Here is a 25,890-nt window from a genome sequence, read left to right on the forward strand (position 1 = left end):
GGCAACGGAGTCATAACCTTGCAGTAGCGGATATAAAAATTCATGTATAGCAATTGGCTGACCAGATTGGTAGCGCTTGTTAAACTCATCGCGCTCCAACATTCTTGCTACAGTATGCGTGGCAGCCAGACGAATTAAGTCAACGGCGGTAAATTTGCTAAGCCACTGGGAGTTAAAAGCTACCGTAGTTTTTGCGGGATCTAAAATTTTAAAAACCTGGTGCTGATATGTTTTTGCATTCTCAATAACAGTCTCTTCACTCAAAGGCATGCGGGTAACATTCTTTCCCGTTGGATCGCCAATAAGGGCTGTAAAATCACCAATTAAAAAAATGACCTCATGTCCATAGTGTTGAAATTGTCTTAACTTATTAAGCAGTACTGTATGCCCTAAATGAAGATCGGGGGCTGTGGGATCAAAGCCCGCTTTAATTTTCAAAGGGGCGCCCTTTAGTAATTTTTTTCCTAATTCATTCATGGGAAGAACTTCTTCACAGCCGCGAATTAACTCGCGTTGATCTTCTGTAATTATTTCTAACATATTATTAAAACCTATATAAATGATTGACCAATCTTCTCACACCGAGTATCTTAGCCCGGTTAGCAAATTCCTGCTATACCAAAGTTGTAATTTTAGGTAAATTGTTACACGATGTTAAAAAAAAAATAACAAAACACCGAAATAAGAGGTCAAATTTATTGACTCTGAGTAGTGGTCACCTCCACTTAATGACTGTTATTTATTATACATTTAAATTAAACCATCTTGTGGATGACAGCAGTATAGGCAGCTAATGGATAAACGACCCAATATCCCAAAACAACATCAAGGTAAACCATCAAAATTATTAATGGCTTGTGCATTAGTTTTTGCCTTTTCGTTGCCTTACTTTCTAGTAACCCATTTCTCACATAATAAAAAAAATGACTTTAGTAAAAATTTAGCACTACCCGATCTGGACAGAACCTCAACCCATCAATCCAACAGACAAACTGATAATAACTTCTCGAAACCTGAACTTGCAAAAGCGCCTCCAAATCAATTATTTAAACTGGCCAAAAAAGCACCCCCACTCAAAACAGTAAAAGATAATGAATGGCAAACAATCAACCCCAGATCCGGGGATTCTATGGCTACGATTTTTCGTCGACTTGGGTTAAGCGCACAGAACTTACATGCAGTATTACAAAAAAATCCCCATGCAAAAGTCCTCACGACCATTAAACCAGGCCAAAAATTACAATTTTTGGTTAGTAAACAAAGACTGGAACAATTGATCATACCCATGAGTGATATTCAAACACTAACCGTTTATAGACAAGGTTCTGTGTATCAAACTCGTGTCGACTCGAAGAAAACCATAAGTCAGAACCAATATATAACAGGTGTCGTCAACGGCTCTTTGTATTCTACTGCTCAACGGCTAAATATACCCTCAAAATTAATTCGTCAGATGACTCAAATACTCAATAAAGAAATTGATTTTGCCCATGCCATACGTGCCGGCGATCAATTTTCAATTGCTTACGATGCCCTTTATGTCGACGACAAGAAAGTAGGTATTGGCGATATACTCGCAGTTTCCTATACCAATCTGGGTAAAACCTTCCAAGCAGTGCGACATACTAAAGCTAATGGTGATTTTGATTTTTATACCCCTCAGGGAGAAAGCTTGAAAAAAGCATTCTCCCGCTACCCAATTAAATTCAGCCACATCAGTTCAACTTTTGCTTTATCCAGGTATCATCCAGTTTTGCATTATCGAAGAGCACATAAAGGGATAGATCTGGCAGCACCTATAGGAACCCCCATACAAGCAACTGGTGATGGGGTGATTACTATTATAGACAGACATAATGGCTACGGTAATATGATTAAAATTAAGCATGACAAAAAATTTAGCACCGTTTATGGGCACATGCTTAAATTTCAAAAAGGACTTTCCAAAGGAAGTAAAGTAAAACGCGGTCAAGTGATAGGCTATGTAGGACAAACTGGTTTAGCTACAGGCCCCCACTGTCATTACGAACTGCATGTGAATAATCAACCGAAAAATCCAACAACTATTCCTCTACCTACTGCAGCTCCTATTTCTTCCAGAGAAATCGCAGCCTTCAAAGCAAAAACAAAAACATTGCTTTCCAGATTAAAATTGGTTGAAGAAGCAAGCCGCGCAGGAAAAAAAAATATTGACCTAGGCTAATCCCCTGGTTCTGTAATTGAGCAGCTTAAAAGCTCATGACTAAGAAACGTTTACAAAAAATACAGCGCCCCCTCAATACACGTAACCGTTCACGAGACGCGTCATCCGGAGCGAAGCGAAGGATGACGTGCATAAACTGAACGGTCGGATTTGAGTGCAGGTTGGGCGATCTCACCCGGATAAAAAGCGCAGCATACATCAGGTATGTGAGCATTTTTAGCCGGGTGAGATCGCCCAATCTGCGCCAAATACGGCCCGTTCAGGCGAAGAGGTAGCGGCAGATTAGGACCGCAGCCACAACCCCTGCGAAATCAGCTAATAACCCAGCAGGGATGGCGTGTCTCGTTTTTCTGATACCAATAGCTCCAAAATAGACTGCAATAACGTAGAATGTTGTTTCTGTGCTTCCCATCATGGTTGCAGCAGTTTTGGCAATTAAAGAATCTCCGCCATATTGGTGAATTAACTCTGCCATTACTCCGGTTGATGCGCTTCCCGAAAAAGGTCTGATTAAGGCAAGAGGCAGTACCTGAGGGGGCATCCCTATCATCGTCATCAGAGGTGCCAGTAGTTGATCCATCAAACTAAAAAAACCGGAAGCTCTTAACATTCCAATGGCGACCATCATCGCGATAAGATAGGGGATAATACTCACGCTGGTATCAAAACCTTGCTTGGCACCAATAATAAAGGCATCGAAAACATTTACTTTTTTTATAGCGGCATATAACGGAATACCTACAACAAAAGCTAAAAACATCCAATTAGATAATTGATTTGTAAATCCACTCATAAGCTGTCCGTCCTGTCCACTCGAAAGCGAGGTAGTTTCGCTAATTGTTTCACTGCAACTATAGCGACAATAGTTGAAACTGATGTGGCTATTAAAGAACTAAAAATCACGCTACTGGGATTGGTACTACCGTTCGCAGCTAAAAAAGCAATGGCTGTAGCAGGGATTAGTTGGACACTTGAAGTGTTAATTGCCAAAAAGGTACACATTGAATTAGTGGCAATTGTCGCGTGATTGTTCAGGCTTTGCAGCTCCTTCATCGCTTGCAGGCCAAAAGGGGTTGCAGCATTTGCCAATCCTAGCATGTTTGCAGCAATGTTCATTACTATGGCTCCCATGGCGGGATGCTCTGTCGGAATATCTGGAAATAGACGCTTGAGAACAGGCTTGAGAAGAGTTCCTAATTTTGCTACCAGACCTGACTCAGTTGCTATAGACATAATTCCAAGCCATAGAGCCATAATTCCAGTCAAACCAATAGCTACCTCAAATCCAAGTTTGGCAGAGTCCGTTACCGCTCGAACCACTTCATCGATACGGCCTTCAATAATGCCTACAATGATAGAAATTAGTATCATTCCTAACCAAATTATATTGAGCATTCTTGCCTCCATACCCTAAAAAGGGGTAGAATGTAGCACAATTTGCGCCTTAAACAGAACAAAAGACTCATGAAATACACTACCGCTCCCTTAAACTATTTGTTCTTTATTGCTTGTTTTATTAGTAGTTTTTTTTGTCATGCAGTTGACTCCAGTGCTCTTGAAGAACAGGCGACTTCAACTATAAACGAACTATACCATACACTTAATTCCATGCCGAACACTTCAATGGCGGAACGAATAAATTGGATTAGTAATCAATTTTCAGGAACAGTTTATGAACTGGGTTCTTTAGGTGAAGGCTCCAAAGCTCGCTATGATCAATTCCCGCAATATCGTGTAGATGCCTTTGACTGTGATACCTATGTCAATACCGTAATTTCGTTAGCTTTAGCAAACTCGGTTGATTCGTTTAAGCAATGTTTGAAATACACTCGCTATAAAGATGGCAGAAAGGCCTATATAAATCGCAATCATTTTACATCTATTGACTGGAACAAAAATAACCAACGACGTGGGGTTCTTAAGGATATTACTGTGAGTATCAAGGATCAAAACAATCGCTCTGTAGCGTTAGTTTCAGAGGCTTTAATTAACAAACCTGACTGGTATGCTCATAAAACTCTTTCTACTGTTAGATTGAAAAATGATAATAAAATAAAGCAGCAAGAACTTTTAAATGAATTAAAAACAAAAGGAAGTCGACTGGAGACCATGAATTCTAAAATTCCTTATATTCCTTTAACTGCATTATTTTTTAAAGATGATAAACCTAATCTTTATTTATTTTCACAAATCCCTCATGGAGCAATCATAGAAATAGTAAGGCCCAATTGGGATTTACGAAACCTAATTGGCACCTCATTAGATATTTCTCATTTAGGTTTTGCTATACGGATTCAAGGCCAGTTATTTTTTAGGCAAGCCTCTTCTCAAAAGGGTAAAGTGATCGATGTTCCATTGATTGATTATCTGAAAGAGGCGCAAAGTAGCCCTACGATAAAAGGGATTAATGTGCAGGTGGTAGTACCCACAAAACCCTTAGCAGATGCATGTAGTGTGGGGAATGAGGCTGAGCTTACGAAAAAACTGTGAACTATTGTTATGTGACTCAAAGGGATAATCAATCTTGTTTCCTAACCTTTATTTTATAAAGAATGAATTAATAATATTTAATCTCTTATTGCTTACTCATATCCTATGCGGAAGTGTCAGTATGGCCTACTCCATTGCTGCTATTGCTACCCAAAAAGGAAGTAGACAACATAAACGATACGGTCGCTATTTTTTTTACGCTATGACTGGTATTTTTATCACAGCGATACCTATGGCCATTATGAAGTCAAATACCTTTCTTTTTCTAATCGCCATATTCAGCTATTACCTGGCTTATACCGGCTGGCGTTATGCCCGACACCGTGAAAATACTATTCCTAAATCAGATTGGTTTGTTTGTTTGATGATGTTGGCTGCTTCAACAATTATGATGGTAATGGGAGTACGGGAATTTAATCTTGAGAATACTCAATCAATTGTACTCATAATTTTTGGATTATTAGGGGCAATTTTTAGTTTTAATGATGCGCGACTTTATTATCAGAACACTATTTCTACAACGACTCGAATAGTGAAACATTTAGGAGCTATGCTAGGTGGAACGATTGCCATTTACACTGCATTTCTAGTTACCAATGTACGCATAGGCTCACCCATAATACTGTGGCTAGGTCTAACCTTTCTTATTTCACCAGTCATTATTTATTGGACAAGAAAAGTAGAACAAAAAAAAGGCTTATTTGATTGCAAATAAGCCTTTAATAAGTCTATGAACAATGGTCCACCGGACTTTATTATTTCTTTCCCTCAGCAGTATCTTTCGCCTCTTTAGCAATTCCTAGCATTGCTTTTTCAATGATTTGAAAAGACTGTTGTAAATAATCTAATGCCTTATGACCATTCTCCACAGCCAGATTAATTTGCTTTTCCAGCATTTCCTCTGGTTTTTTAACTTGAGCGAACTCTTCAGGTTTTAAATACGTTAAGCCTTGTAGTGTTTTAACATTTAATTCAGCTATGGCTTTGAAAGGCTCTTGTATTTTTTTAGCCATTTCACCCCATTTATCAAAATTTTGTTGGTTCATGATATTCTCCATTATGTTGCAATGCACAATTTAATATTAGTACTGATCTCTGTTGTTTGTCAATGATATATTGAAAATAAATATTGCACTGCAACATATTAATTGTTTTCATTATACTTTAAATACTTTCTGCCACTCCTTCATCATTTGTTGCATTTGCTGATTCCAGACGTCTGTTGCCTTTTGATATGGATTATTTTGCAAGGGTTTATCCATAGAATGAAACAGTTGCTCTATCATCGCCTTTAAAGATGCATGCATGGGATGATTAGCTAAAGAAATTATCTGACGCAAAATATCAGCTGACAAAAATTGAGTAGGACCGGCCTCCATTTCAACAATTATTTGCAATAAGGTAGAATTAGTTAGATCTTTTCCAGTTTCTGAATCTTGTACCTTAAATAACACTCCCTCGACTACATAGTGCTGCAACTGATCAACGGTGATGTATTGGCTTGTTTCTGTATCATATAGTCTACGGTTTTTATATTTTTTTATTAATCGAGTCATTATTTACTCATAATTAGCTATTGAACACGAATACTTCTCAATTAGTTTTATAAACTCTATATTCGGCAGGAACTATTCGAAGACTCCAAAACTCGCCACACCAAACCATATCCTTGTGTTTAATGAGATGTAACTGGGGTCCTCGAATAATTCGACGGACATTGATGAAGCGAACTCCATGTCCTGATTATAAACTATTAAATATTCTATGCTATAAAGTTCAAGGATTTAGTACATGTGCAACCCACCATTCACACTAAGATTTGCACCTGTAATATAACGACTTTTTTCGCTGATCAAAAACTCAACTGCCCAAGCAATTTCTTGAGGTTCAGCTAATCGTTTTGCAGGGATGAGATTAATAATTTCGTCTAATATATCGGGTCTAATTCCCTGCATTAAGCGAGTATTTACATAGCCAGGAGACAGGCTGTTTACCGTAATATTTTTCATCATGAGCTCTTGAGCCAAGCTTTTTGTAAAACCATAAACACCCGCTTTCGATGCTGCGTAATTAGCTTGAGAAAACTGCCCTTTTTGCGCATTTACAGAGGAGACATTAACTATCCTACCTGAAGCTTGCTCCTTCATACTGTCAACAACCTGATGAGTTACATTAAACATTCCATCAAGATTAACTCGCAACACTTCATCCCACTGCTGCTTTGTCATTTTAGTAAATACTGCATCACGAGTGATGCCCGCGTTATTTATCAACGCATCAACGTTACCGTATTCTTTAATAATCGAACTAATAACTTCTTTGCACTGATCAAAATCAGTAACATCCATATGTCGAAAAGAGATATTTTTGTAATTCTGCTCAAATAAATCCTGTTCCCATAATTTACCCTTCTCATCGGAAATCAAATCAAGTGCAACTACATATCGATAAGTTGCGTCTAGTTCTTTGGCGACCGCGGTACCTATATCTCCTGTGCCCCCAGTAATCAATACGACGTTGTTATTTTGCATGTTATTCTCTTTAAGTTATGTCAATACAACTATTATTAGCCTGTCATCCTCACACAAAAACACAGTTGTCTTTAGAGGATGAAAGGACTCCAATTACATGTATTGGCCACCATTGACGTCCAAATTAGCCCCAGTGATAAACCCACTATCGGAAGATGCTAAAAAGGCCACAACATCGGCAACTTCTTTTGGATAACCCAACCGTCCAACGGGAATGCTGGCTATTATTGAATTTAGAACCTCTTCTTTTACGGTGGCAAGCATTGGTGTTTCTATATAGCCTGGAGAAATAGTGTTTACGGTAATGCCCTTTGAAGCTACTTCCAAAGCTAAACTTTTGGTAAAACCAAATAAGGCAGCTTTCGTCGAAGAATAATTACATTGTCCGAATTGTCCTTTTCGTCCATTAATTGAAGAAATACTGATGATACGTCCATATCCTTTGTCCAACATGACGGGTATCACATTTCGCGTCATATTAAATACGCTCGTTAAATTGGCATCTATTACTTGCTGCCATTGCTGTGGCGTCATTTTTCGCAAGGAACAGTCTTTGGTGATTCCCGCATTATTTACTAATACATCGATTTGTCCATAACGCTCTAAACTCAGAGCTACTAATTTTTCGCAATCATTGTATTGAGCGATATCACCATAGACCACATCAATATCAAAGCCTGCCTTTTGTTGTTCTTCCTGCCATTTTTTTGCCTCTTCGTGTCTTCCATCCTTGAAATAACAGGCAATAACTTTAAAGTCTGCAGCAAGACGCTGGCATATAGCGGAACCAATACCCCCGGTTCCCCCGGTTACAAGTGCAACTTTCTTTTCCATAACAACTCCCTGTTTTAAAAAATTACTCAATGATAATACTACAAATTAAATTGTTTCACTTGTCATTTTCGAAATTATTTTATCATTTAAAACCAGCAGGCATAAATACTGAGTATCAACGTCCCTGACGTTTTACTGAAAATTAATTAAATAAACCCTGACTTAGCTAAATAGTTATTTATTAGATTAAATGGTTTAATACTGGGTCCTGTTTTCACTTAAAAAGAGGTTATATGCTAAAAAATATATTGGTTACAACTTTGTCCTTAATCTCCGTTATTACCACTCAATTTTCTTATGCTAGCGACGATTCCTGCGAAATACAGGTTGCTGTTTCCAGTCCACCCATTTTGCCCAATAACAGTGTCGCTTTTAACGTAACTAATGACGAAGGTTTAAGTAAATCCGTTACTCTTCGTGGAGGTAATGCGCCGAAGATGATCGAAAAACTCAACTGTTCTCCGCGTCCTTACACTGTAAGCGCAACTCAATACTTCAATGCACCCATAGTAAAACTAACACCCCCCATTGGAGAATGCACATTAAAATCAGGAAATATCATCCTGAATGGTTCTGGCAATAGCGTTGCGGTAGTTTTTCCCAATGATTTTATTTGTACTCAATAAAAATCTGAGGTTTCTAAAAGAAGGTGAGTGTGGATTTAGAAATCCACACTCATTAAGAATTAATAGGCAGGAACATAACCCTTTAATTGTTGAGCAAATTGTCTTAATACATCAAGGCCGGACTCTTCGGCTTGACGACACCACTGCTGTAGTGCCTCGATCAACTCTTTTTGACTTGATGCAGTTTTTAACCAGACATTTTGTAATGATTGTTTGTAGCTGTACACAACTCGCAACTGTTCACGAGCTTCTAACAAAGTTTGCAAGCGGGTCTTTGCTTTAGTTGTTAATAATCTATCTTCACGACGTAACAAACTTCCTGCCCGTTGAAACAGTTTTTTATCTTCTTTAGTTTCTATGCTGTTGCTCTTCTCGTATTTTAAAATAGGTCTGATCACACTTTTGTAATAATTAGACATCACTTGAAATCGATTAGAGATCACTGCTTTTACTGTATCTATGTCTACCTGGAGCTTGCCTTCATCCATAGCCAGTTTGGGCGGTAATTTCTTTACTTTAGCCAGCCCGAAAAAAGAAAGAATACAGATATACATCCAGCCAATGTCAAACTCCCACCATTTTACAGAAAACTTGGCTGAGGAAGCAAAAGTATGATGATTGTTATGAAGCTCTTCTCCCCCAATCCAGAACCCCCAGGGAATAACATTGGTTGCCGCATCCAGACATTCAAAGTTACGATAACCCCAGTGATGACCTATGCCATTGACAACTCCCGCTGCCCACAAAGGGATCCATATCATTTGGATAGCCCATACAGTAAGCCCGGGAATACCAAAGAAAAACAAATCCACCAAAAGCATTAACAAAATGCCTTTTGCAGAGTGACGAGCATATACGTTACGCTCTATCCAGTCTGTTGGAGTACCATGAGAATATTTAGCTACCATCTCTTTGTCTTTACGAGCAGAGCGATATAGTTCAGCCCCTTGCCAAAACACTTTTTTTATCCCTAGAACTACAGGACTATGAGGATCACCCTCTACATCCGTTGTTGCATGATGTTTGCGATGAATAGCAACCCAATCGGCAGTTACCATCCCGGTGGTCAGCCACAACCAGAAACGAAAAAAATGACTGATGATAGGATGCAAGGTTAACGCGCGATGCGTTTGATTGCGATGAAGATAAATTGTTACAGCTGCTATAGTAATTTGGGTTAAAACAAGTATTGCCAGTATATAGCCCCAAAAAGTCAGGTTCAAGTAGCCGAAAACCATAGTAACTCCTGATAAGAAAAAAACAGTTTATAATATTTGATTAAATACAAAAAAACATTATATCCATATCGTATAATCATAACACATTTTCGATCATTATATTGCATGATTTCACTATGTAGCCGATAATTAACTAAATACCTACCGATTTTAATTAAAATATTTACTTCAGGATGACGCTATGAACGAAAAAATGCAAAAAATATTTGAAAATTTACTTCCGTTTGTAGTGGTAGGGGTCGCCATTGCATTATTTATAGGTTTACTGTTTATGTTTTTTTACATTGCAGTCTGGGGATTAATTATAGGCGGCGTGCTCTGGCTTATAGCTCTTGCAAAGCAATACTTGTTTCCTGATAAATCCACTAGAAAAGAAGACGAAGGCAGAATAATTGAGCATGATGATAAAAAATAATGCCTGAGTTACCAGAAGTGGAGACCACGAAGCAAGGAATTAAAAACCACCTCGAAGGTCAAAAAATCATTAATGTTACAGTAAGAAATTCTAAACTTCGCTTGCCTGTTCCATGTAACATGGATGAATTATGCTCGGGGAAAAAAATAACAGCTATTAGTCGCAGAGCTAAATATATTCTCCTTCATCTCACCCAAGGATACATTTTAATCCACCTTGGCATGTCAGGCCATTTGCGCATTGTGCCTGGTAACACTAAACCCACAAAACACGACCATATTGATTTGATACTGTCTAACGGGCTAAGTCTAAGATACTGTGATCCAAGACGATTCGGCTTGTTTTTCTATATTGATGACAATCCTCACCAGCATTCATTACTTGCTCATTTAGGCCCTGAGCCACTCTCACAGGATTTTACCAGTGAGTACTTATATCTGAGAACACGTCAAAAAAATAGTCCAATAAAGTCGCTGATTATGAATAATGAAATCGTGGTGGGGGTTGGTAATATATATGCAACTGAAAGCCTTTTTCTGGTCGGTATCCACCCCCAAACCACAGCAAAAAAATTAACGAAACAAGCATGCCAGACACTCACCACTCAAATCAAACATACACTCAAAGCAGCAATTGATGCAGGGGGTACTACTCTCCGTGATTTTTATACTTTCGATGGAAAACCAGGTTATTTCAGTGTGGCCCTAAAGGTGTATGGGCGAAAAAAACAACCTTGTTTTCAATGTAATGAGCTAATCGAAACAGTCGTCATCGCTGGGCGTCACTCCGCATTTTGTCCTCAATGCCAACCTTATAAATAGGGTGTGACAATTAAGATCAGTTTACAAATTAATTGTCCAGTGACCTGGTATCATGTAAAATGCAACCGCTCAACTCACCGTCAGGATTTATGATGTTACGTTTAAGGTTAGGAGGTCGTTTAACACAACACTACAAAGAGACAGGCCTCGTTTACCTTCCTGATTTTATGATCTACAACATCGATGAAAGAGAATATAGGAATTTTTGGAGTAGAATAAAAAATTATCCCCAAAATCGCTTATACACCGATGGTCTACAAGTCTATCGAGTGAATTGGTTGCAATCACTCTTTCAGTTACTCAAAGGATGGCTTGGATTTGATAATCATTGCGCTACTGATAAAGTAGAACTGACTTTAGCTAAAATTGCTTACTATGGTTATCTAAGAGGATTTCATCCGGTAGAGTTTGATGAATATAACCCGCCAATAATCTCTGATCGCTTTAAAAGCTTAATCGGTTCCGAAAGAAATAATCAAAACTCAGTTCAATTACAACAACTCTTAATGAGCTATTATCTAACTCACTCTACTAACTTCCCAACATTGAACCAACCCATTCTCCAGGATTTTCCATTTGGTCATACATTGGTTAGAGAGCAATTATATGCTTTGGTACCCTCCATTGATCCCCAGGAGGGGCAGATTGTTACGCAATCAATTAGAGGAATACACGGCCAAAACACATCGGCACAGCAGTCAGATTGTTTTAAATTAAGCCCCTTTGCCGAGGCATATGCGGCTCATCTTGTTGGCGAAAACAGACTTACCGAAGCTTTAAATTGGTCAGAGCAAGTTAAATTTAATTTTAAAGAACAATTTATTGATTTTTATATATCCCAAAAATACTGCGATTCAGAAGCGCTTCAAAAAGCAGTTGAACTTATTAAAATCTTATTCCGCTCCCCCAATGAAACAGCCCAAGCTAACGCGGTTAATTGCATAAAGCAACATTTCAGCCCGGAAGAGCAATTATACCATCTACAATCCTGTCCAGAATTAAGAACCAGGGTTGCGGTTACCTATTTAGAAGAGGCTAAAGCAGAAAAAAACAGATTCAGTTTAATAAAACTGATTCATGGGGATAAAGTACTCCCCTTATTAGCTCATGCAGTAAAGCTCGATCCCGGCATCCTGGATCAAGATAACTCGATGCAAGATATTGTCATGAAGGAGGAGTGGACTACGTTCCAATTTAACGAAGCAATTAAAGACAAACGGTTCCAGAAAGCAAAAATGCTGTTTGAAAAACATCCTTATTTTAATTTTAATAAAAAAAACGTGATGACCTTACGAAACTATCTTGATTCGGAAATAGATAGCAAAGCCTTATTAATCAAAACAGCACTGAAAAAAAATGATGTATGTTTAGCAGAAAAAACAGCATTGGAATTAGTTATTATTGCAAAATTAATAGCACGCATCACCCCTCATGAAAATCCTCTTTTAGCAGCTAACGTAAAATATGCACAGACTCTGCTTTACATTGACGAAATCAACAATCCTGATGTTAAAAATGCTGATTTGAATCGACTGAATAAAGCTCAAGAGAAACTAAATCAATGTACTTTATTTAATAATTTTCCAGGAACAGACCCGGTTCTGAATAAAGTGCTATTACGAAAAATTAATTGTCTTATTGAAAAAATCAGAGTATCCGTTCTTTTTGACGGCAGTTGGCAAGTGCGAGAGGTTTTTGTAAAAGAACATCAAGCAGAAATAGCCGCTTTAAAAAATAGCCTGAATGCCTTTATTTCTCTAAATGATAAAAAACAATCCAAAGAATTTCGTCCTATTCTAGGTAAAATGCATTACTTACTGGGTGATGTGATTCACTTTTTCACCCGAAACAAAGAGGATGCCATCCCCCATTTTAAAAGGGCTTTTCAAGTGATGCCTGAAAATCCATATTATCGTCTACGCTATTATGAAATGACAGGACACGATAGATATTCTGATGCAGTTAAAGAAATAGATAACATTGGTTTTCTTCAGTATACTAAATATAGCCATTGGATGACGGAACGATGGAATGATGAACAGTTTATGTCTGAAGGAATGGATATACACAACGTTACCGCCCGAGATCAGGGGGTATTTTCTAGCTTGAGTAGAATATTCTCCTGATCTATTCATTTTGATTCGGGCGGGTTGTCCAGGGAGTAAAGATGCCTTGCTGAAATCAGCTAGGCAATTTAATCGACTTGCTGTAAGATTACTTTCCTGAAAACAGAATGTCTGACAATGAAAATAAGCCGCATAAGAACTTTTTGGATCGTTACCACATTATTTTTTTATACAGCAGTAGTTTCTATCCGCTCAATACTTAAATATTTTTTTAGTACGCCAACCAGACCCTGGGTAGATAAAACCATCCATCATTGGATTGATCAACTATTAAAAAAAGTTCAGGTTCAGTACACCGTAGTTAATCCCCACAATGTACAACCCCAACCGGGTCAAGCAACTATTCTGATGTGTAACCATTCCAGCGCATATGATATTCCTCTTGGCTTTAAAGTATTTCCTAATCACTCCATAAGAATGCTTGCTAAAAGAGAGCTTTCCAAAGTTCCTCTGATGGGAAAAGGTATGGCTGCGGCTGAATTCCCTTTCGTAGATAGAAAAAACAGATATCAGGCGCTAAAAGACCTGGCTTACGCTCAGAAATTAATGGAAAGTGGGATCATTATTTGGATTGCTCCTGAAGGAACTCGCTCAAAAGATGGCAAACTCGCCCCTTTCAAAAAAGGCTCCTTCATTACCGCCATACAGGCAAAAGCAACAATCATTCCTATCGGGATAAGAGGTGCTTTTAATATTCTACCCGCTCGAACCTTCAGAATTAATCTGCAACAAAAAGCAGAAATTCATATAGGTAAGCCCATCCACGCAGCTGAATTCACTATTGAAAATAAAGATGAACTGATCGACCTAACCTTCCAAAGCATCAAGGAACTGGTTGGCGAAGAGAAATCCTAGTCTTTTATACCATAGCCGCCCAAACTGGTTACTACTGCTGCAGCGAGACCTATATCTCTTGGATCTGACGTTGCCGTTAATATGTTGCTGTCTTTATCCCAGGTAATAGCTTGCATGTCCCCATAGTTCTTGCGTAGTGGCATCAGCTGATAACCCATCGCTTTCAAACCCTCTTGAATAGCAGCTGAAAAGGTATCCGGCTCAAATTGGATGACATCAGGCAAATATTGATGATGAAAACGCATCGCCGAAACCATACTAATTGCTCCATAGGAATCGTTAAAAATTAACGATGCAATTAAAACCATACTAGGAATACGGCTCCCTCCTGGCGTTCCAAGAATTGCAACACGTCCAGGTAACTCAAGAAAGGTGGGTGTCATGCTGGACAATGGTCTTTTTCCAGGTGCAATTGCATTTTTCTCACTACCCACCAGACCAAAAACGTTTTGCTCGCCTGATTTAGTAGCAAAATCATCCATTTCATCGTTCAACAAAACTCCAGTGCCCGCAGCAACAACACTCGAACCAAAAATATAATTCACCGTCGTTGTCGCAGACACCCGATTGCCTTCCGAATCAATAATAGAAAAATGAGTGGTATTGGGGTTTTCTTTATTCGGCGCTGTGCCTTGTAATAGTTTACTGTCAATCGCTTTATCAGGAGCAATTAAACTACTTAATAGTTTTGCATTTTCTGCCGAAATTAACTTATTCACCGGAACAGTTAGAAAATCCGGGTCTCCTAAAAATTGGTCTCGCTGCCAATAGGTTAAACGCATCGATTCAACCAGGTAATGTACCCATTTCAATTTGGAAAATGAAGATAAATGATAATTTGCTAGTATATTTAGCATAGTCAACAGCCCCACACCTCCAGCAGAAGGAGGAGGGGCAGTAATTACTAACATATTGTGATAAGCACCCACCAGGGGTTCCCTAAGCTTAATTTTATAATCTGCTAAATCCTCAAGAGTCCAGATACCGCCGGCCGCATTGACCCCCTTAACCAGAAGTTTTGCTATTTCACCAGTGTAAAAGCCTTGCTCCCCCTTGGTTGCAATTGAACTCAACGTCTTAGCCAGATCTGTTTGAATCAGGCGATCACCAAGCGCATAAGGCTGATTATTTTTCAAATAAATTGCAGCCGTTGCAGGATATTTTTTTAATAAAATCAGACGATCACCCATCTGGGAAAAATGTCTAAATTGGGTGTCTACCGGAAAGCCTTCTTTAGCGAGCTTGATTGCTGGTGCAAGCGATTTTTCAAGGGGTAATTGTCCGTAGTGCTTTGCAATATACGCCATGGCGGCAGGCTGACCAGGAATAGCGGCCGCCAGACCACCATTCAATGACAAGCCAGGAATAACGTTACCATCACCCCCCAAAAACATGTTCTTGCTGGCTTTTTTGGGCGCAGTTTCCCGACCATCTATAAATATATTTTTATGATTCTTTTCATGGTGTAACAACCAAAATCCACCACCACCAAGACCCGAATGATAAGGAGCGACTACTGCTAATGTGGCTGCCACAGCAACGGCAGCATCAAAGGCATTGCCACCTTGTGCCAGAATTTCTAAACCTGCATTGGTTGCTAACGGATGAGCACTTGCTATGGCATAGCCTGGTGGGTAAGATGGCGATGGTTCTGCATTTAAGGGACTGGCCTGGAACAGAAAAAAAAAGACCAAGCGACCCAAGAATAACTCATATTTGCGATTCATTTTGCCTCTTGTGCAATTCCCTGACTACCACATCAGGTACAAATTGAGAAATATCACCATTTAAAGCCGCAATTTCTCGCACCAGAGTGGATGAGATAAACATCAGATTTTCAGAAGGGGTTAAAAATAAAGTCTCTACTTGTTTCGAAAGTTTTCTGTTCATTCCGGCTAATTGAAACTCATATTCAAAATCAGATACGGCCCTTAAGCCGCGTAGTATAATTCCAGCATTTTGTTCCATCACAAAATCGATTAACAAACTGTCAAAGCCAACCACCTGTACGCCGGGAATATCACCTACAACTTCTTCCAAAAGTTGAATTCTTTTTTCCAGGGAAAGAAAAGGCCTTTTAGCCTTATTACTGGCTACAGCGACTATAAGTTCAGGAAATATTTGAGCCCCTCGAGTGATAATATCGATATGACCATTTGTTACAGGATCAAAGGTACCAGGATATACTGCTTTTTGTTTCATATTATTTAATCATTAATTGATTATAAAGGCAGTCTAGCGTATTGTTAATTGAAAAACTACAGCAATGGACTTGAGGTAAGTAATGAATACAATAAAACAGTTAGGTATATTATCCTTTTGTTTATTAACCGCGTGTGCTCCCCCACCACAGCCCTCAGAAGAGTTACCAACAAATAAAATTATCCCACTGGAAAAACGCAAATCCGAAACAGCCACTGTTTCATCTTGGCAAATTCGGGGTGCTATGGCTGCCAAAAATAAGGCCAAAGGATGGTCTGCAACGATGAATTGGGTGCAAAATGGCCCAGACTCCTACCAAATCCGCTTGATGGGCCCCTTAGGTGGCGGTGCTGTAGTTATTAACAAAAAGGGACGTGTTATTACCTTCAAGGATGGGGCTAAAACGTCTACATCCACCAATGCAGATGAATTACTCCTGAAACAAACAGGAATTCGACTGCCGGTCAATAATCTTTACTATTGGGTCCGTGGATTACCTGCACCAGGAGGAGTTCAATCCGAGCAACATGATAGATACAACCATTTGGTGCAATTAAAACAAAATGGCTACACCATTAACTTTACAAAATATACCTCTGTTAAGGGAATCGATCTGCCTAGCATGATACGACTGGATGGTAATGGAGTAATGATTAAAGTAGTAATAAAAAACTGGACGGTTTAGGTGTTTTGCCATCATCATAACCTGCAAGTAATATGACTTTTGCGTTGCGGGTTGTGATTCAGTAATTTCCTGTTGCAACAGGTTAAGAAGCGAATAAATGGAGCAGTCTAATTTGACATTAATAGCAAGCAGGGTAAAAGGAGCTTAGCATTTCTGAGAGGGGTCACTTTGCAGTAACGTGTTAACACCCTTTAGCCTTAATTGCCCTACAGTAAAATTTAAAAATTAATTTGCTTTCTAAAGTTGACATCACCATAAAACCACTGCAAAATACGCAGCACAACGCAGGGATGTAAATTTTAGCTCAAGGATGAATTAAGAATCCACAAATTTTAGGGGTGTCGCCAAGCGGTAAGGCACAGGGTTTTGATCCCTGCATACCTAGGTTCGAATCCTAGCACCCCTGCCATTTTCTTGTTGATTCAAGTAAACAGACGGCAGAAGATACCCTGGAAGGATGCGTTCTTCGTATCGCTCAAATAATAATAATATCTTTCTGGCTGTCTTCTGCTATGTGTTTAAGTTAAGTGATTCACCTAATCTAAGGCTTTTTACACATGTCCACAATGATGATTTTTACTGGAAACGCTAACCCTGAATTAGCATTAAAAATTTCCTCTCATTTACAAATACCTATTGGCAAAGCTACTGTTGGTACTTTTAGCGATGGGGAAACTCTGGTTGAAATATTAGAAAATGTCCGCGGTAAAGATGTTTTTGTTCTCCAGTCAACCTGTGCTCCCTCAAACAATAACTTAATGGAACTGCTAATTATGGCGGATGCATTAAGAAGATCTTCCGCTGCTCGGATTACTGCAGTTGTTCCTTATTTTGGATATGCCCGTCAAGATCGAAGAGTCCGTTCTGCTCGTGTTCCTATCACCGCTAAAGTTGTTGCTGATATGATGGCATCGGTTGGAATTTGTCGCGTACTTACTGTTGATTTACATGCCGATCAAATCCAGGGATTTTTCTATATGCCCGTTGATAACGTTTATTCAACGCCTATTCTTCTAGAAGACATTAAGAACCAGAATTTAGATAATATCATGGTAGTCTCTCCAGATGTCGGAGGTGTCGTCAGAGCCAGAGCAATGGCAAAAAGACTCGATGATGCTGAGTTATCAATCATTGATAAACGCCGAAGTGGGCCAAATAAATCTGAAGTAATGCACATTATTGGCGAACCTGCTGATAAAAATTGTATCATTGTAGATGATATTGTAGATACAGCAGGAACCTTATGTTCCGCTGCACACGAACTAAAGAAAAATGGAGCAAAAAGTGTGCGGGCATATATCACTCATCCGGTATTATCTGGTCCTGCGGTGAATAACATCAAACATTCCGGACTTGATGAAGTCGTTATAACGGATACCATCCCATTATCAGAAGAAGGACGAAACTGCGAAAAAATTCGCGTGGTTAGCCTTGCGGATATGCTTGCCCAGGCAATTAAACGAGTAAATGTCGAAGAATCTGTCAGCTCAATGTTTGCTGAGTAAATCGCTCATAGCCCGTATTTGAACAACGTAATACGGGCGATACCTCAAACCTCTCAGCTCTATGCTTATCTGCTAGGTCTATTTCTAATCTGCTGGAATGAAAAATTATAAATACTGATTCAATACGTGCATCTGATAGGAATCTGGTTTTACACGAAAATTGTAGCCACCCCAGCCATGCCCTGTCGACCAGATTGTCCAGCCTACAAAGCCAAAATCTTTATCTTTGATTGCATTATCTTGCATGTATTGCATGAATTCATTAAGAGGCTGACTGCAGCTTGAAGCATTATTCCCTGTGCCGAACTCAGTGACCATCGCTTTAAGCCGATTTTTTTCCAAATATTGAGTAAAAGCATCTAAATTAAATCCATCTGGACCTTCTGTTTTAAGATCTTGCTGGCAGGTATCATGAGTTCCACTATAATCACTATCCAGATATTGATGCACGTTAATAACTATATTATCTAAATCAGTTATTCCTGATTTAGCAAAATTCTCCCGAGTAAATAAACTCGCATTGGTATAGACTTTCCCATCGCCTCCCGTCCATTCTCCAGTGGTCCAGGAATGAAGACCCGTCCAATTATTCCCTTCTATTAAAATTGTACCCTTAAATTGCTGAGCACGAAGCATTTTTATCAAAGCGACTTGGATTGTAAAAACTTTATCATCTGGAACCGCAACAGGCTCATTCATTAGATCAATCACAATATATTCTTTATCAATGCTGATGTCTTCTTGGATGAGGGTAACTAATTGTCCCCATGCGGATTGATAAGCCTTTTCATCTAAAATTAAATCACCATCTGGACAAGAAGCATCTCCAAAACAACCTGAATACTGCTCACCAAATTTCGAATAGCGCATATAAGCATGTAAATCTACAACAGCATGTACTTTAGCCTTGGTCAAAGTTTGCAAGAGGGGCTTGATATAATTGACATAATAGTCCCTATTGATACTACCAGTACCAGGACCATCCAATTGTAAATACCCCCAACTTACAGGGATTCTTACAGTATTCATGCCCGCTTCAATAAAAAAAACAGTATCTTTAAGATCAGAATAAGGGCTATTTTGATCAAGAATAGATAGGTTAGGAACTACTGCGGGATCAATCACCTTTCCAAACTCAAGACCAGATAAATTAATCCCTGCGAATTGCCAATTAGTAGCAGGTTGAGCTCTAACTAAGTCCTCATTAATTTCAATAGGTGTATAGGCTATAGACCCGCTGATCCGCCCCTTATTATCAATTCCAGGATTACTATATTGGATATGTATACCCTCTGGAGGTAGATAACTTATTATTGTATTCCCTTCTTTACTTAAATTAAGGTTCATCCACCCCAAGTACGTATTACTTACGTCACAACCATTGAAGCGAAGTGCGGCGCCCGCATAGCTAACTGTTCCGACATCTACTGAGCTGTCTGGAGCTAGCTTTAGCTGACTTTTTTGAATGCAAACATAGGGTTTCAAAATACCTTTAGGCCCTACTCCTTCTATATTATTGGTAAGGATAGTTGCCAGAGCCACTCCCGGGATTAAGGAAATCAACGGTATCGTTTTTATCACAATGTTCTCCAGTGAATTTATTTGATAAAATGTGTATAATATTGCATCACAGACGGATTAATAACCTGTCTTTTATAACAGGTTTTGGAGGAAAAATGCATGAGTTGACTTGTCAAATGTCTGAAAGCCTCACAGTAGATACCTTAAAACGGATCATTATCGAATTTTTTGCCAAAGAAGGGATAACAAGTCTCGCATTTACATTTTATAAGTACCACACCAAAACAGGCAGCCAAATCATTTATGACTGGGTCAGTCCCCCACTGCTCCCATGGCATCAGCATTATCTGGAACAAAAATATGCCGATATCGATAGAACACTGGAATCTTCGGAACACTCACTTATCCCTGTTTATTGGAATGTGAATCAACAATTAGCCCAGGCCAAAAATAGCCGTGAGCAGCGGATACGAAAAGAATCCATCGATTTTGGGATAGAAAAGGGGCTTAATATACCCGTCCATGGTTCATTCGGTGATTTTGTCGTACTAGTATTGCATCAACGGGTGCATCAGAATGGATTAGAACAGTGGCAAAATAAACAATATCAGTGGATGACAATTGCGCAGTATTATTTTCATTACTTAAGGAAATTACTGCTATCCGAGCAAGAAGACTCAAAAATACATTTAACCAATCGAGAACAGCAATGTCTTGAGTTAACGGCACAGGGTATTCGCATTGGGATGATTGCAAAAAATTTGGGTATTACCCAACGAACCTGTAATTTTCATTTACAAAATGCCAATAAAAAGCTGGGGGTAACCAATAAATACCTGGCTGCAACTCGCTGGCTGGAAGAGAAACAAAATTAAAATAACAAGTAAAGCCTTATACACCCTGTCATTCAGGAGGTAAACCAGTCATTTTTCTAATATGCCTCCCATCATCTCGACGACAGCAAAAGATGTCACGGATATAGCATCCCACATTAATTATATATCGATATATTCCTTCCTTATACAACTATCCGCCAAAGATGTTCTAAAGTTAATGTAGGCAATTAAATATTTTGAGAACAAGCATGTGTCTTGCCATGATAGCTTTAGACCAACATCCGCTATATCCCATTATCATTTTATCCAATCGTGATGAGTTTTATAAAAGAGCAACTGACCCTGCTCGTTATTGGCAGGAAAACTCTAATGTATTTTCTGGTAAAGATTTAATGAGAGGTGGTACCTGGCTGGGTGTTAATAGAGATGGAAAATTTTCCCTTATAACCAACTATAGGAGCCCTGACGGTTATAGATTATCGATGCAATCGCGAGGACTTTTAGCAAAAAAATTCCTATTTGAGAGTAAAGATACTTCGCCCTCAGCTTATGTAAAAACAATCGAGGCAGTTGCCAACACCTACAATCCATTCAATATGATTGTTGGGGATAGAACGAATGTTGTTTACTATTCTAATGTAATAAATAAAACCACCGATCTAATCTCTGGTTTGTATGGCATCAGTAATCATTTATTAGACACTCCCTGGTATAAGGTATTAAAAGCCAAGAACTTATTTAATCATTTATTAGTCGACCTGATAACCTATGAGGACCCTGGGATGATAGCAAAGATGTTATACCCTATTTTAGAAGACAGAACGCTTGCACCAGATAATTTATTGCCGAATACCGGTGTCCCCATGAATGTAGAGAAATCACTTAGTTCAATTTTCGTGGATATACCTGGTCAGGCATATGGAACAAGGAGTGCTACAATGATTTTGTTTAAAAAAAAGAATATCTTTTTTTTTGAAAAAACGTTTACAAACGGTAAGCTCATCTCTTTTAATAGTACGAATTTAAGAACAGGGTAGCTCCGAGGCTTTGCTACAGAAAAATAATGGGGCTCAGTCAATGGATAAAGCACCCAACTTTTTATTTCTTAAGTTTACCATTCTACCAGTTCGTCCTAACAAACTTACCTTAAACTAAGGACTATACACTTAATACTTCCTTAATCCATTTGGCTTATTATATGTTCAGTTTTACTTATTAGTTTGATAATTTTGAAAGAGAAAATTGAAGATTTATGCCCGCAATTAACCTTAGATGAATTGCAAAAGGTTGTATACGCAAAATGGCCTGGTACTCCTGGTAAAAAAATAACCACTATTAATTATACTTTTTATCCGGGTTTTCTATCATCAGATGTCACAAAGGTTATCTACGATACGTATTCAGATGCCACTCTAAAATCTCTGTCAGCGGAAACTCGAGAAAAAGTTGGACTCTCTTTAGAGCTTTGGCGTCTGGCTTGTGGTGAAACCATTAAGTTTAATTATGTAGAAAAGCTTCTTGTGAATCAAAGAGGTATTACTTTCATCGGTTGCGATAATCTCGGGCCTGCAAGTGGAGTAGCTTATCCCAGAATAACCGGTACCAGTATCGATGACGTACTGGTATGTCTTCCCAATATTATTTCAACTCCCTTTCAAGTAAAAACACTTTTTCATGAAATAGGGCATGCCTTGGGATTGGAACACGTCCATGAAGTCGACTCAATCAAACAACAATTAATGACCACAAAAGAAGGCTTGGGTTGTTCCACCATGACCTATAATCAGCTGCTTCGCTCAACTGTTAATAACTGTACAACTAAAGAATATTGCGGTGATCAATCCTACGCAATTTATCCAGGCCCTATGGATAAACAAATATGCAGCGCCTTATATCCACCTTTACCCACTTCTTCTCCTGTTGGAAAGTACTATAACTCTCTTTTTTTAGGTTTTTTAAATGGCTCTATAGAAAAAACTCTTGCTTCATTATTGATGAATCTGGAATTTATAAATCTTGATCAAAAAAATACTGAACTGGTATCTTTACTTTCTGCAACCATGTTGCGAATTTACCTGCAAGATTCAGCTTTCAACTCCATCAATGCTATAGCTTTATTAGAGTTCCTGGCTCGAGTTAATGATCTTCACCTCATTAAATGGATTGAGCTAATTAGAACTCTAGCAAATATTTCCGGTCTATTTATGTATCTTTCTGAAATATATGCTAATGAAGAGGCTATGATGCGTGGAATATATTTAAGCGCTTTATTAGGGGGTAGCGTTGCCGGCACCTTGATTGGACCTTTGGTTGGTGAAAAAGCTGCTAGTGTAACAAATACTGTTATACAAAATGTGGGTTATTTTTTTAACTGGAGCACCCAAGCAGTCTCCAAAATACTCCCAACTACCCTTCGAACTCATTCTGTTTCAAGTCGATTCTTTGGGACAATTGAAAAAGTCTCTGGAGATACCCCAGTAGAATCTGAAAACAGTGCTACAGATTATAAATCCGAAGGTGATTCCCATTATGATTCAGAGTCCTTTTATGATTCAGAATCCTTTTATGATTCAGAATCTTATTATGATTCAGAGCCTGAGCAAGCTCAATTAGATTTTTGTCAGTAGTATAAGGGACAACTACTGGGCAAATCCTATCTCATCAATTTTTCCTAATCCTCTTCTTCGGATCTGGGTATAATTTTATCCTGGAAAATCTAATAAAACCAGTACCACTAATAGGACAGCGATTAAATACAATACAGGTATTGTTTTACAACGGTCATTTCAAGCACTTCATGGCTAGAATGTAGGGTATTTCTATCGCTGCAAAGCTATCGAATTTTCAAGATTTGAAGCGAAATAGCCCTCCTTTTATTTACAGTCGTTAATCTAATTTAGGAGAATAAAGTTGTTTTAACTCTCTCTCCAATTCTTTTGCATTTTCGACTGCGCCAGAATCCTTTACCTTAAAGAAGCCTGGATGACGACCAACGGTAAAGAATTTTACTGCGCTATTGCAAAGTTCCGTTGCAAGATTAGTCAAGTAACTTCCCCAACCCAAATCTTTTTGCAATAAAGGCGTTGCAATAGTGATCAGACTTTGTGCCTGTTGAGGAAAAGCAGCTAATTTTTCATCATCTAGTTTATTAAACGTATTTTCATTGAGTTTGGTTAAGTCCTTATATAAATCTTCTGCTACTTTTATTGCATCCATGTGATGCTGCCCGACAGTGTCAATTTTTACTTTAAAACCATCTAAAATTTGTTGGATTTTGTGGCTTGCTTCAATCGACTTAAAAAACACGCTGGCATAAGATTTTTTGTGAAAATTATCCTTTCCACCATTTTGTAAAGCATCAGACTGACCAGGTACGTTCAGGCTTGATAATTGTTCATCGGTTAGGTCCGACAGGGCTACGGACATGCAGTGTCTCCTCAACGATTCAGGACAACAACCTTTTTGCCAACCTGTTTCAAAACCTTCTTGAGTATAATATGTAACGCTGGGTTTGTCATTTTGACTATGGAGATCAAAAGTAATAACCATTATTCCATTCTCAGCTGTAATAATGTCAAATGTAATTGGACATTCATTTGTATATTCTCTAGATTTCGTCATGACTAGCTCCATACATAAGCATTGTGTTTGGTAATTGTAGACAATGAATATTAAGAGACTATTAAAAGAACCCTCTAAGCCCATTATTGCGGGATATTTTTGACTAAGATTTGATTTTTTTGCAGGTATTAACCTTTCTCGATAGTGTCGCTAAGCTCGTGATTGATTTTAGCCATCCATGGCTGAAATCGACTCGCAAACGCGACAAGTATGCCTCCGGCGGCCCTGGCCGTCCTGTGTCCGCTTGTTTTTTCACCCCATTCGGGGTTCAAAAACAACGCTACCCCAATGACTGACGCCTTTTCGGATGCCTTATATTTTGCCTGCGGCAAAACATCCGGCTCTAAGGCTACCAGGGACTACCAGCCTCGCTCGTTCCTCGCTTCCTTGGCTGGCAGCGATAGATCATTTTCAACCTACTTAATCACTATAATGGACACTCCAATATATAATACTGAGAATTAATCCCTGTTTATCACTGTTCTAGAAAAACTGATCGGCTGTAACCGTCTGGCTTTAATACGCTGGCGGACGGATGGTAAATTTTCAGAACAGATTAATTGAATGGAACCACTTTTAGCCTGGTATAATAAAATAATAAAGTGATATGGGATTTTAAAGTTAGGAAGTTCTAAAATCGAACAGGCTACACCAGCCTGTTTTTTGTTAAAAAAATTGGCCTCATCTGGTTGCAATAGTTGAGGGAAAAATAATTGGTTGGTGTGATATCACTGCACTCGATCGACCTGTTTTCGCTCACATTGGCTCATTAGGCATTGGTGTACTAGCTCCCTATAGAAGTAAAGGCATAGGAAAAGCATTAATGGAAACAACTCTTCAAAAAGCAAAGGAGAAGGGATTCACAAGAATGCTGTTTGCATTGATGGGAACTATGAAAATCATATTTTTATGGCACGCCTATATCTGCAATAATTATCTTAATCACCGGAATAATTTTGATAGTTGCAATCGAAAAAAGAGTCAGGCGAGCTTTAATAAAATACAAAAAAAGGGAGTGAAGCTCCCTTTTTCTATTATAGTATAAATTTATTAATCACGTGTACCAACGTATTTATCATCAAAATATCGTCGTAATTTAGTTCTTAGAGTTCCACGACTGATTCCCAGCATAATAGCGGCACGGGACTGATTATACTTGCAATGTTCCATGACTGCACGAAAGAGAGGTGTCTCAATTTCTTCAAGTACAAACTGGTATAAGTCAACAGGATCAGTTCCCTTAAGCTCTGAAAAATATTTTTGTACTGAGTGAGTTACGCTTTCGGCCAGTGATGCTGTGGTATCCCCCGCATCATTACTGATTGTTGTCATTATTTTTAGCTCCTCCTTTTAAAAACGGTATATTACCGAATTGAGCAAT

Annotated in this window: 27 protein-coding genes and 1 tRNA gene (1 of these 28 running past the window's edge); 15 read left to right on the forward strand and 13 right to left on the reverse strand. The window is 38.6% G+C overall.

All coding sequences use genetic code 11. From position 1 onward, the window contains the following. A protein-coding gene (gene tyrS, locus HRS36_RS15230; protein WP_173237950.1) for a tyrosine--tRNA ligase crosses the window boundary here: on the reverse strand, positions 1 to 540 show its 5' end (the start). The gene continues 669 nt to the left of window position 1, outside the view; 540 of the gene's 1,209 nt are visible here — the first part of the coding sequence; its start codon is at positions 538 to 540; the stop codon falls past the left edge of the window. Positions 541 to 793: 253 nt separating this feature from the next. Between tyrS and HRS36_RS15235 the strand changes: the two genes are divergently transcribed. After that, positions 794 to 2,203 carry a peptidoglycan DD-metalloendopeptidase family protein gene (locus HRS36_RS15235; protein WP_173237951.1) on the forward strand — a complete coding sequence of 470 codons (1,410 nt, stop codon included), beginning with the start codon at positions 794 to 796 and terminating at the stop codon, positions 2,201 to 2,203. Positions 2,204 to 2,462: 259 nt separating this feature from the next. On the opposite strand, the gene HRS36_RS15240 is transcribed toward HRS36_RS15235, so the two are convergent. Both HRS36_RS15240 and HRS36_RS15245 read right to left on the reverse strand, forming a co-directional pair. Continuing rightward, complete coding sequence (locus HRS36_RS15240) at positions 2,463 to 2,996, reverse strand: spore maturation protein (RefSeq protein ID WP_173237952.1); 534 nt, start codon at positions 2,994 to 2,996, stop codon at positions 2,463 to 2,465. After that, complete coding sequence (locus tag HRS36_RS15245; RefSeq protein ID WP_173237953.1) at positions 2,993 to 3,598, reverse strand: nucleoside recognition domain-containing protein; 606 nt, start codon at positions 3,596 to 3,598, stop codon at positions 2,993 to 2,995. The genes HRS36_RS15240 and HRS36_RS15245 overlap by 4 nt, the downstream gene beginning before the upstream one ends. Before the next feature lie 69 nt (positions 3,599 to 3,667). Here HRS36_RS15245 and HRS36_RS15250 point away from each other — a divergent pair, with 69 nt between their 5' ends. Beyond that, entirely contained in the window at positions 3,668 to 4,693 is a 1,026-nt protein-coding gene (locus tag HRS36_RS15250; protein ID WP_173237954.1) for an N-acetylmuramoyl-L-alanine amidase-like domain-containing protein, read from the forward strand. Positions 4,694 to 4,814: 121 nt separating this feature from the next. Further along, on the forward strand, positions 4,815 to 5,408 hold the full coding sequence (locus HRS36_RS15255; protein ID WP_173237955.1) for a hypothetical protein: 594 nt from the start codon (positions 4,815 to 4,817) through the stop codon (positions 5,406 to 5,408). Between the two features lie 40 nt (positions 5,409 to 5,448). Here HRS36_RS15255 and HRS36_RS15260 read toward each other — a convergent pair whose 3' ends face one another. The 4 genes from HRS36_RS15260 to phbB (HRS36_RS15275) form a co-directional block, all read right to left on the reverse strand. Further along, entirely contained in the window at positions 5,449 to 5,739 is a 291-nt protein-coding gene (locus tag HRS36_RS15260; RefSeq protein ID WP_173237956.1) for a phasin family protein, read from the reverse strand. Between the two features lie 111 nt (positions 5,740 to 5,850). Next, positions 5,851 to 6,249 carry a polyhydroxyalkanoate synthesis regulator DNA-binding domain-containing protein gene (locus HRS36_RS15265; protein ID WP_173237957.1) on the reverse strand — a complete coding sequence of 133 codons (399 nt, stop codon included), beginning with the start codon at positions 6,247 to 6,249 and terminating at the stop codon, positions 5,851 to 5,853. Positions 6,250 to 6,477: 228 nt separating this feature from the next. Next, positions 6,478 to 7,224: an acetoacetyl-CoA reductase gene (gene phbB / locus HRS36_RS15270; protein ID WP_173237958.1), complete on the reverse strand. Its 747-nt coding sequence runs from the start codon at positions 7,222 to 7,224 to the stop codon at positions 6,478 to 6,480. 93 nt (positions 7,225 to 7,317) lie between these two features. Continuing rightward, positions 7,318 to 8,058 (reverse strand): acetoacetyl-CoA reductase, encoded by a 741-nt coding sequence (gene phbB, locus HRS36_RS15275; protein WP_173237959.1) that lies wholly within the window; start codon positions 8,056 to 8,058, stop codon positions 7,318 to 7,320. 233 nt (positions 8,059 to 8,291) lie between these two features. Between phbB (HRS36_RS15275) and HRS36_RS15280 the strand changes: the two genes are divergently transcribed. Next, on the forward strand, positions 8,292 to 8,684 hold the full coding sequence (locus tag HRS36_RS15280; RefSeq protein WP_173237960.1) for a hypothetical protein: 393 nt from the start codon (positions 8,292 to 8,294) through the stop codon (positions 8,682 to 8,684). Positions 8,685 to 8,743: 59 nt separating this feature from the next. On the opposite strand, the gene HRS36_RS15285 is transcribed toward HRS36_RS15280, so the two are convergent. Further along, a complete protein-coding gene (locus HRS36_RS15285) occupies positions 8,744 to 9,922 on the reverse strand; it encodes a DesA family fatty acid desaturase (RefSeq protein WP_173237961.1) in 1,179 nt (392 codons plus the stop codon). Between the two features lie 181 nt (positions 9,923 to 10,103). Here HRS36_RS15285 and HRS36_RS15290 point away from each other — a divergent pair, with 181 nt between their 5' ends. From HRS36_RS15290 to HRS36_RS15305, 4 genes are all read left to right on the forward strand, one after another. Next, positions 10,104 to 10,337: a hypothetical protein gene (locus HRS36_RS15290; protein WP_173237962.1), complete on the forward strand. Its 234-nt coding sequence runs from the start codon at positions 10,104 to 10,106 to the stop codon at positions 10,335 to 10,337. After that, the gene (mutM, locus tag HRS36_RS15295; protein WP_173237963.1) at positions 10,337 to 11,158 is read left to right on the forward strand and encodes a bifunctional DNA-formamidopyrimidine glycosylase/DNA-(apurinic or apyrimidinic site) lyase; all 822 of its coding nucleotides are present in this window, start codon (positions 10,337 to 10,339) and stop codon (positions 11,156 to 11,158) included. Before HRS36_RS15290 ends, mutM begins: the two co-directional genes overlap by 1 nt. Before the next feature lie 92 nt (positions 11,159 to 11,250). Then, a complete protein-coding gene (locus HRS36_RS15300; protein ID WP_173237964.1) occupies positions 11,251 to 13,284 on the forward strand; it encodes a hypothetical protein in 2,034 nt (677 codons plus the stop codon). 117 nt (positions 13,285 to 13,401) lie between these two features. Next, the gene (locus HRS36_RS15305; RefSeq protein WP_173237965.1) at positions 13,402 to 14,139 is read left to right on the forward strand and encodes a lysophospholipid acyltransferase family protein; all 738 of its coding nucleotides are present in this window, start codon (positions 13,402 to 13,404) and stop codon (positions 14,137 to 14,139) included. Here the strand turns inward: HRS36_RS15305 and ggt are convergent. Together ggt and coaD are read right to left on the reverse strand one after the other, a co-directional pair. Beyond that, positions 14,136 to 15,866, reverse strand: a complete 1,731-nt coding sequence (ggt, locus tag HRS36_RS15310; RefSeq protein WP_173237966.1) for a gamma-glutamyltransferase — start codon at positions 15,864 to 15,866, stop codon at positions 14,136 to 14,138. The two genes, HRS36_RS15305 and ggt, sit on opposite strands and share 4 nt — an antisense overlap. Then, positions 15,850 to 16,341: a pantetheine-phosphate adenylyltransferase gene (gene coaD / locus HRS36_RS15315; protein ID WP_173237967.1), complete on the reverse strand. Its 492-nt coding sequence runs from the start codon at positions 16,339 to 16,341 to the stop codon at positions 15,850 to 15,852. Before coaD ends, ggt begins: the two co-directional genes overlap by 17 nt. A gap of 82 nt (positions 16,342 to 16,423) precedes the next feature. On the opposite strand from coaD, the gene lolB reads away from it, so the two are divergent. The 3 genes from lolB to HRS36_RS15330 all read left to right on the forward strand — a co-directional run bounded on the left by lolB (position 16,424) and on the right by HRS36_RS15330 (position 18,531). After that, positions 16,424 to 17,026 (forward strand): lipoprotein insertase outer membrane protein LolB, encoded by a 603-nt coding sequence (gene lolB, locus HRS36_RS15320; RefSeq protein ID WP_173237968.1) that lies wholly within the window; start codon positions 16,424 to 16,426, stop codon positions 17,024 to 17,026. 334 nt (positions 17,027 to 17,360) lie between these two features. Next, positions 17,361 to 17,435: transfer RNA gene (locus HRS36_RS15325), tRNA-Gln, on the forward strand. Positions 17,436 to 17,583: 148 nt separating this feature from the next. Further along, positions 17,584 to 18,531 (forward strand): ribose-phosphate pyrophosphokinase, encoded by a 948-nt coding sequence (locus HRS36_RS15330; RefSeq protein WP_173237969.1) that lies wholly within the window; start codon positions 17,584 to 17,586, stop codon positions 18,529 to 18,531. A 105-nt stretch (positions 18,532 to 18,636) separates the two neighbouring features. Here HRS36_RS15330 and HRS36_RS15335 read toward each other — a convergent pair whose 3' ends face one another. Beyond that, the gene (locus HRS36_RS15335; RefSeq protein ID WP_173237970.1) at positions 18,637 to 20,016 is read right to left on the reverse strand and encodes a cellulase family glycosylhydrolase; all 1,380 of its coding nucleotides are present in this window, start codon (positions 20,014 to 20,016) and stop codon (positions 18,637 to 18,639) included. 191 nt (positions 20,017 to 20,207) lie between these two features. On the opposite strand from HRS36_RS15335, the gene HRS36_RS15340 reads away from it, so the two are divergent. The 3 genes from HRS36_RS15340 (at position 20,208) to HRS36_RS15350 (ending at position 23,515) form a co-directional block, all read left to right on the forward strand. Continuing rightward, positions 20,208 to 20,927 (forward strand): helix-turn-helix transcriptional regulator, encoded by a 720-nt coding sequence (locus HRS36_RS15340; protein WP_173237971.1) that lies wholly within the window; start codon positions 20,208 to 20,210, stop codon positions 20,925 to 20,927. Positions 20,928 to 21,148: 221 nt separating this feature from the next. Then, on the forward strand, positions 21,149 to 21,925 hold the full coding sequence (locus HRS36_RS15345; RefSeq protein ID WP_173237972.1) for an NRDE family protein: 777 nt from the start codon (positions 21,149 to 21,151) through the stop codon (positions 21,923 to 21,925). 192 nt (positions 21,926 to 22,117) lie between these two features. Continuing rightward, positions 22,118 to 23,515, forward strand: coding sequence for a zinc metalloprotease (locus tag HRS36_RS15350; RefSeq protein WP_173237973.1), 1,398 nt, complete (start codon positions 22,118 to 22,120; stop codon positions 23,513 to 23,515). A 259-nt stretch (positions 23,516 to 23,774) separates the two neighbouring features. Here HRS36_RS15350 and HRS36_RS15355 read toward each other — a convergent pair whose 3' ends face one another. After that, a complete protein-coding gene (locus HRS36_RS15355; protein WP_173237974.1) occupies positions 23,775 to 24,509 on the reverse strand; it encodes a hypothetical protein in 735 nt (244 codons plus the stop codon). A 727-nt stretch (positions 24,510 to 25,236) separates the two neighbouring features. Between HRS36_RS15355 and HRS36_RS15360 the strand changes: the two genes are divergently transcribed. Further along, positions 25,237 to 25,554 (forward strand): GNAT family N-acetyltransferase, encoded by a 318-nt coding sequence (locus HRS36_RS15360; RefSeq protein ID WP_267313968.1) that lies wholly within the window; start codon positions 25,237 to 25,239, stop codon positions 25,552 to 25,554. A 5-nt stretch (positions 25,555 to 25,559) separates the two neighbouring features. Here HRS36_RS15360 and HRS36_RS15365 read toward each other — a convergent pair whose 3' ends face one another. Continuing rightward, a complete protein-coding gene (locus HRS36_RS15365) occupies positions 25,560 to 25,841 on the reverse strand; it encodes a helix-turn-helix domain-containing protein (RefSeq protein WP_018576070.1) in 282 nt (93 codons plus the stop codon). Positions 25,842 to 25,890 lie beyond the last annotated feature (49 nt).

This window comes from Legionella antarctica (genome assembly GCF_011764505.1).
GTDB lineage: Bacteria > Pseudomonadota > Gammaproteobacteria > Legionellales > Legionellaceae > Legionella > Legionella antarctica.

Coding starts and splice junctions, on each gene's coding strand:
- HRS36_RS15235 (WP_173237951.1), top strand. CDS start 794: ATGGATAAACGACCCAATATCCCAAAACAACATCAAGGTAAACCATCA.
- HRS36_RS15240 (WP_173237952.1), bottom strand. CDS start 2,996: ATGAGTGGATTTACAAATCAATTATCTAATTGGATGTTTTTAGCTTTT.
- HRS36_RS15245 (WP_173237953.1), bottom strand. CDS start 3,598: ATGCTCAATATAATTTGGTTAGGAATGATACTAATTTCTATCATTGTA.
- HRS36_RS15250 (WP_173237954.1), top strand. CDS start 3,668: ATGAAATACACTACCGCTCCCTTAAACTATTTGTTCTTTATTGCTTGT.
- HRS36_RS15255 (WP_173237955.1), top strand. CDS start 4,815: ATGGCCTACTCCATTGCTGCTATTGCTACCCAAAAAGGAAGTAGACAA.
- HRS36_RS15260 (WP_173237956.1), bottom strand. CDS start 5,739: ATGAACCAACAAAATTTTGATAAATGGGGTGAAATGGCTAAAAAAATA.
- HRS36_RS15265 (WP_173237957.1), bottom strand. CDS start 6,249: ATGACTCGATTAATAAAAAAATATAAAAACCGTAGACTATATGATACA.
- phbB (WP_173237958.1), bottom strand. CDS start 7,224: ATGCAAAATAACAACGTCGTATTGATTACTGGGGGCACAGGAGATATA.
- phbB (WP_173237959.1), bottom strand. CDS start 8,058: ATGGAAAAGAAAGTTGCACTTGTAACCGGGGGAACCGGGGGTATTGGT.
- HRS36_RS15280 (WP_173237960.1), top strand. CDS start 8,292: ATGCTAAAAAATATATTGGTTACAACTTTGTCCTTAATCTCCGTTATT.
- HRS36_RS15285 (WP_173237961.1), bottom strand. CDS start 9,922: ATGGTTTTCGGCTACTTGAACCTGACTTTTTGGGGCTATATACTGGCA.
- HRS36_RS15290 (WP_173237962.1), top strand. CDS start 10,104: ATGAACGAAAAAATGCAAAAAATATTTGAAAATTTACTTCCGTTTGTA.
- mutM (WP_173237963.1), top strand. CDS start 10,337: ATGCCTGAGTTACCAGAAGTGGAGACCACGAAGCAAGGAATTAAAAAC.
- HRS36_RS15300 (WP_173237964.1), top strand. CDS start 11,251: ATGTTACGTTTAAGGTTAGGAGGTCGTTTAACACAACACTACAAAGAG.
- HRS36_RS15305 (WP_173237965.1), top strand. CDS start 13,402: ATGAAAATAAGCCGCATAAGAACTTTTTGGATCGTTACCACATTATTT.
- ggt (WP_173237966.1), bottom strand. CDS start 15,866: ATGAATCGCAAATATGAGTTATTCTTGGGTCGCTTGGTCTTTTTTTTT.
- coaD (WP_173237967.1), bottom strand. CDS start 16,341: ATGAAACAAAAAGCAGTATATCCTGGTACCTTTGATCCTGTAACAAAT.
- lolB (WP_173237968.1), top strand. CDS start 16,424: ATGAATACAATAAAACAGTTAGGTATATTATCCTTTTGTTTATTAACC.
- HRS36_RS15330 (WP_173237969.1), top strand. CDS start 17,584: ATGTCCACAATGATGATTTTTACTGGAAACGCTAACCCTGAATTAGCA.
- HRS36_RS15340 (WP_173237971.1), top strand. CDS start 20,208: ATGCATGAGTTGACTTGTCAAATGTCTGAAAGCCTCACAGTAGATACC.
- HRS36_RS15345 (WP_173237972.1), top strand. CDS start 21,149: ATGATAGCTTTAGACCAACATCCGCTATATCCCATTATCATTTTATCC.
- HRS36_RS15355 (WP_173237974.1), bottom strand. CDS start 24,509: ATGACGAAATCTAGAGAATATACAAATGAATGTCCAATTACATTTGAC.
- HRS36_RS15365 (WP_018576070.1), bottom strand. CDS start 25,841: ATGACAACAATCAGTAATGATGCGGGGGATACCACAGCATCACTGGCC.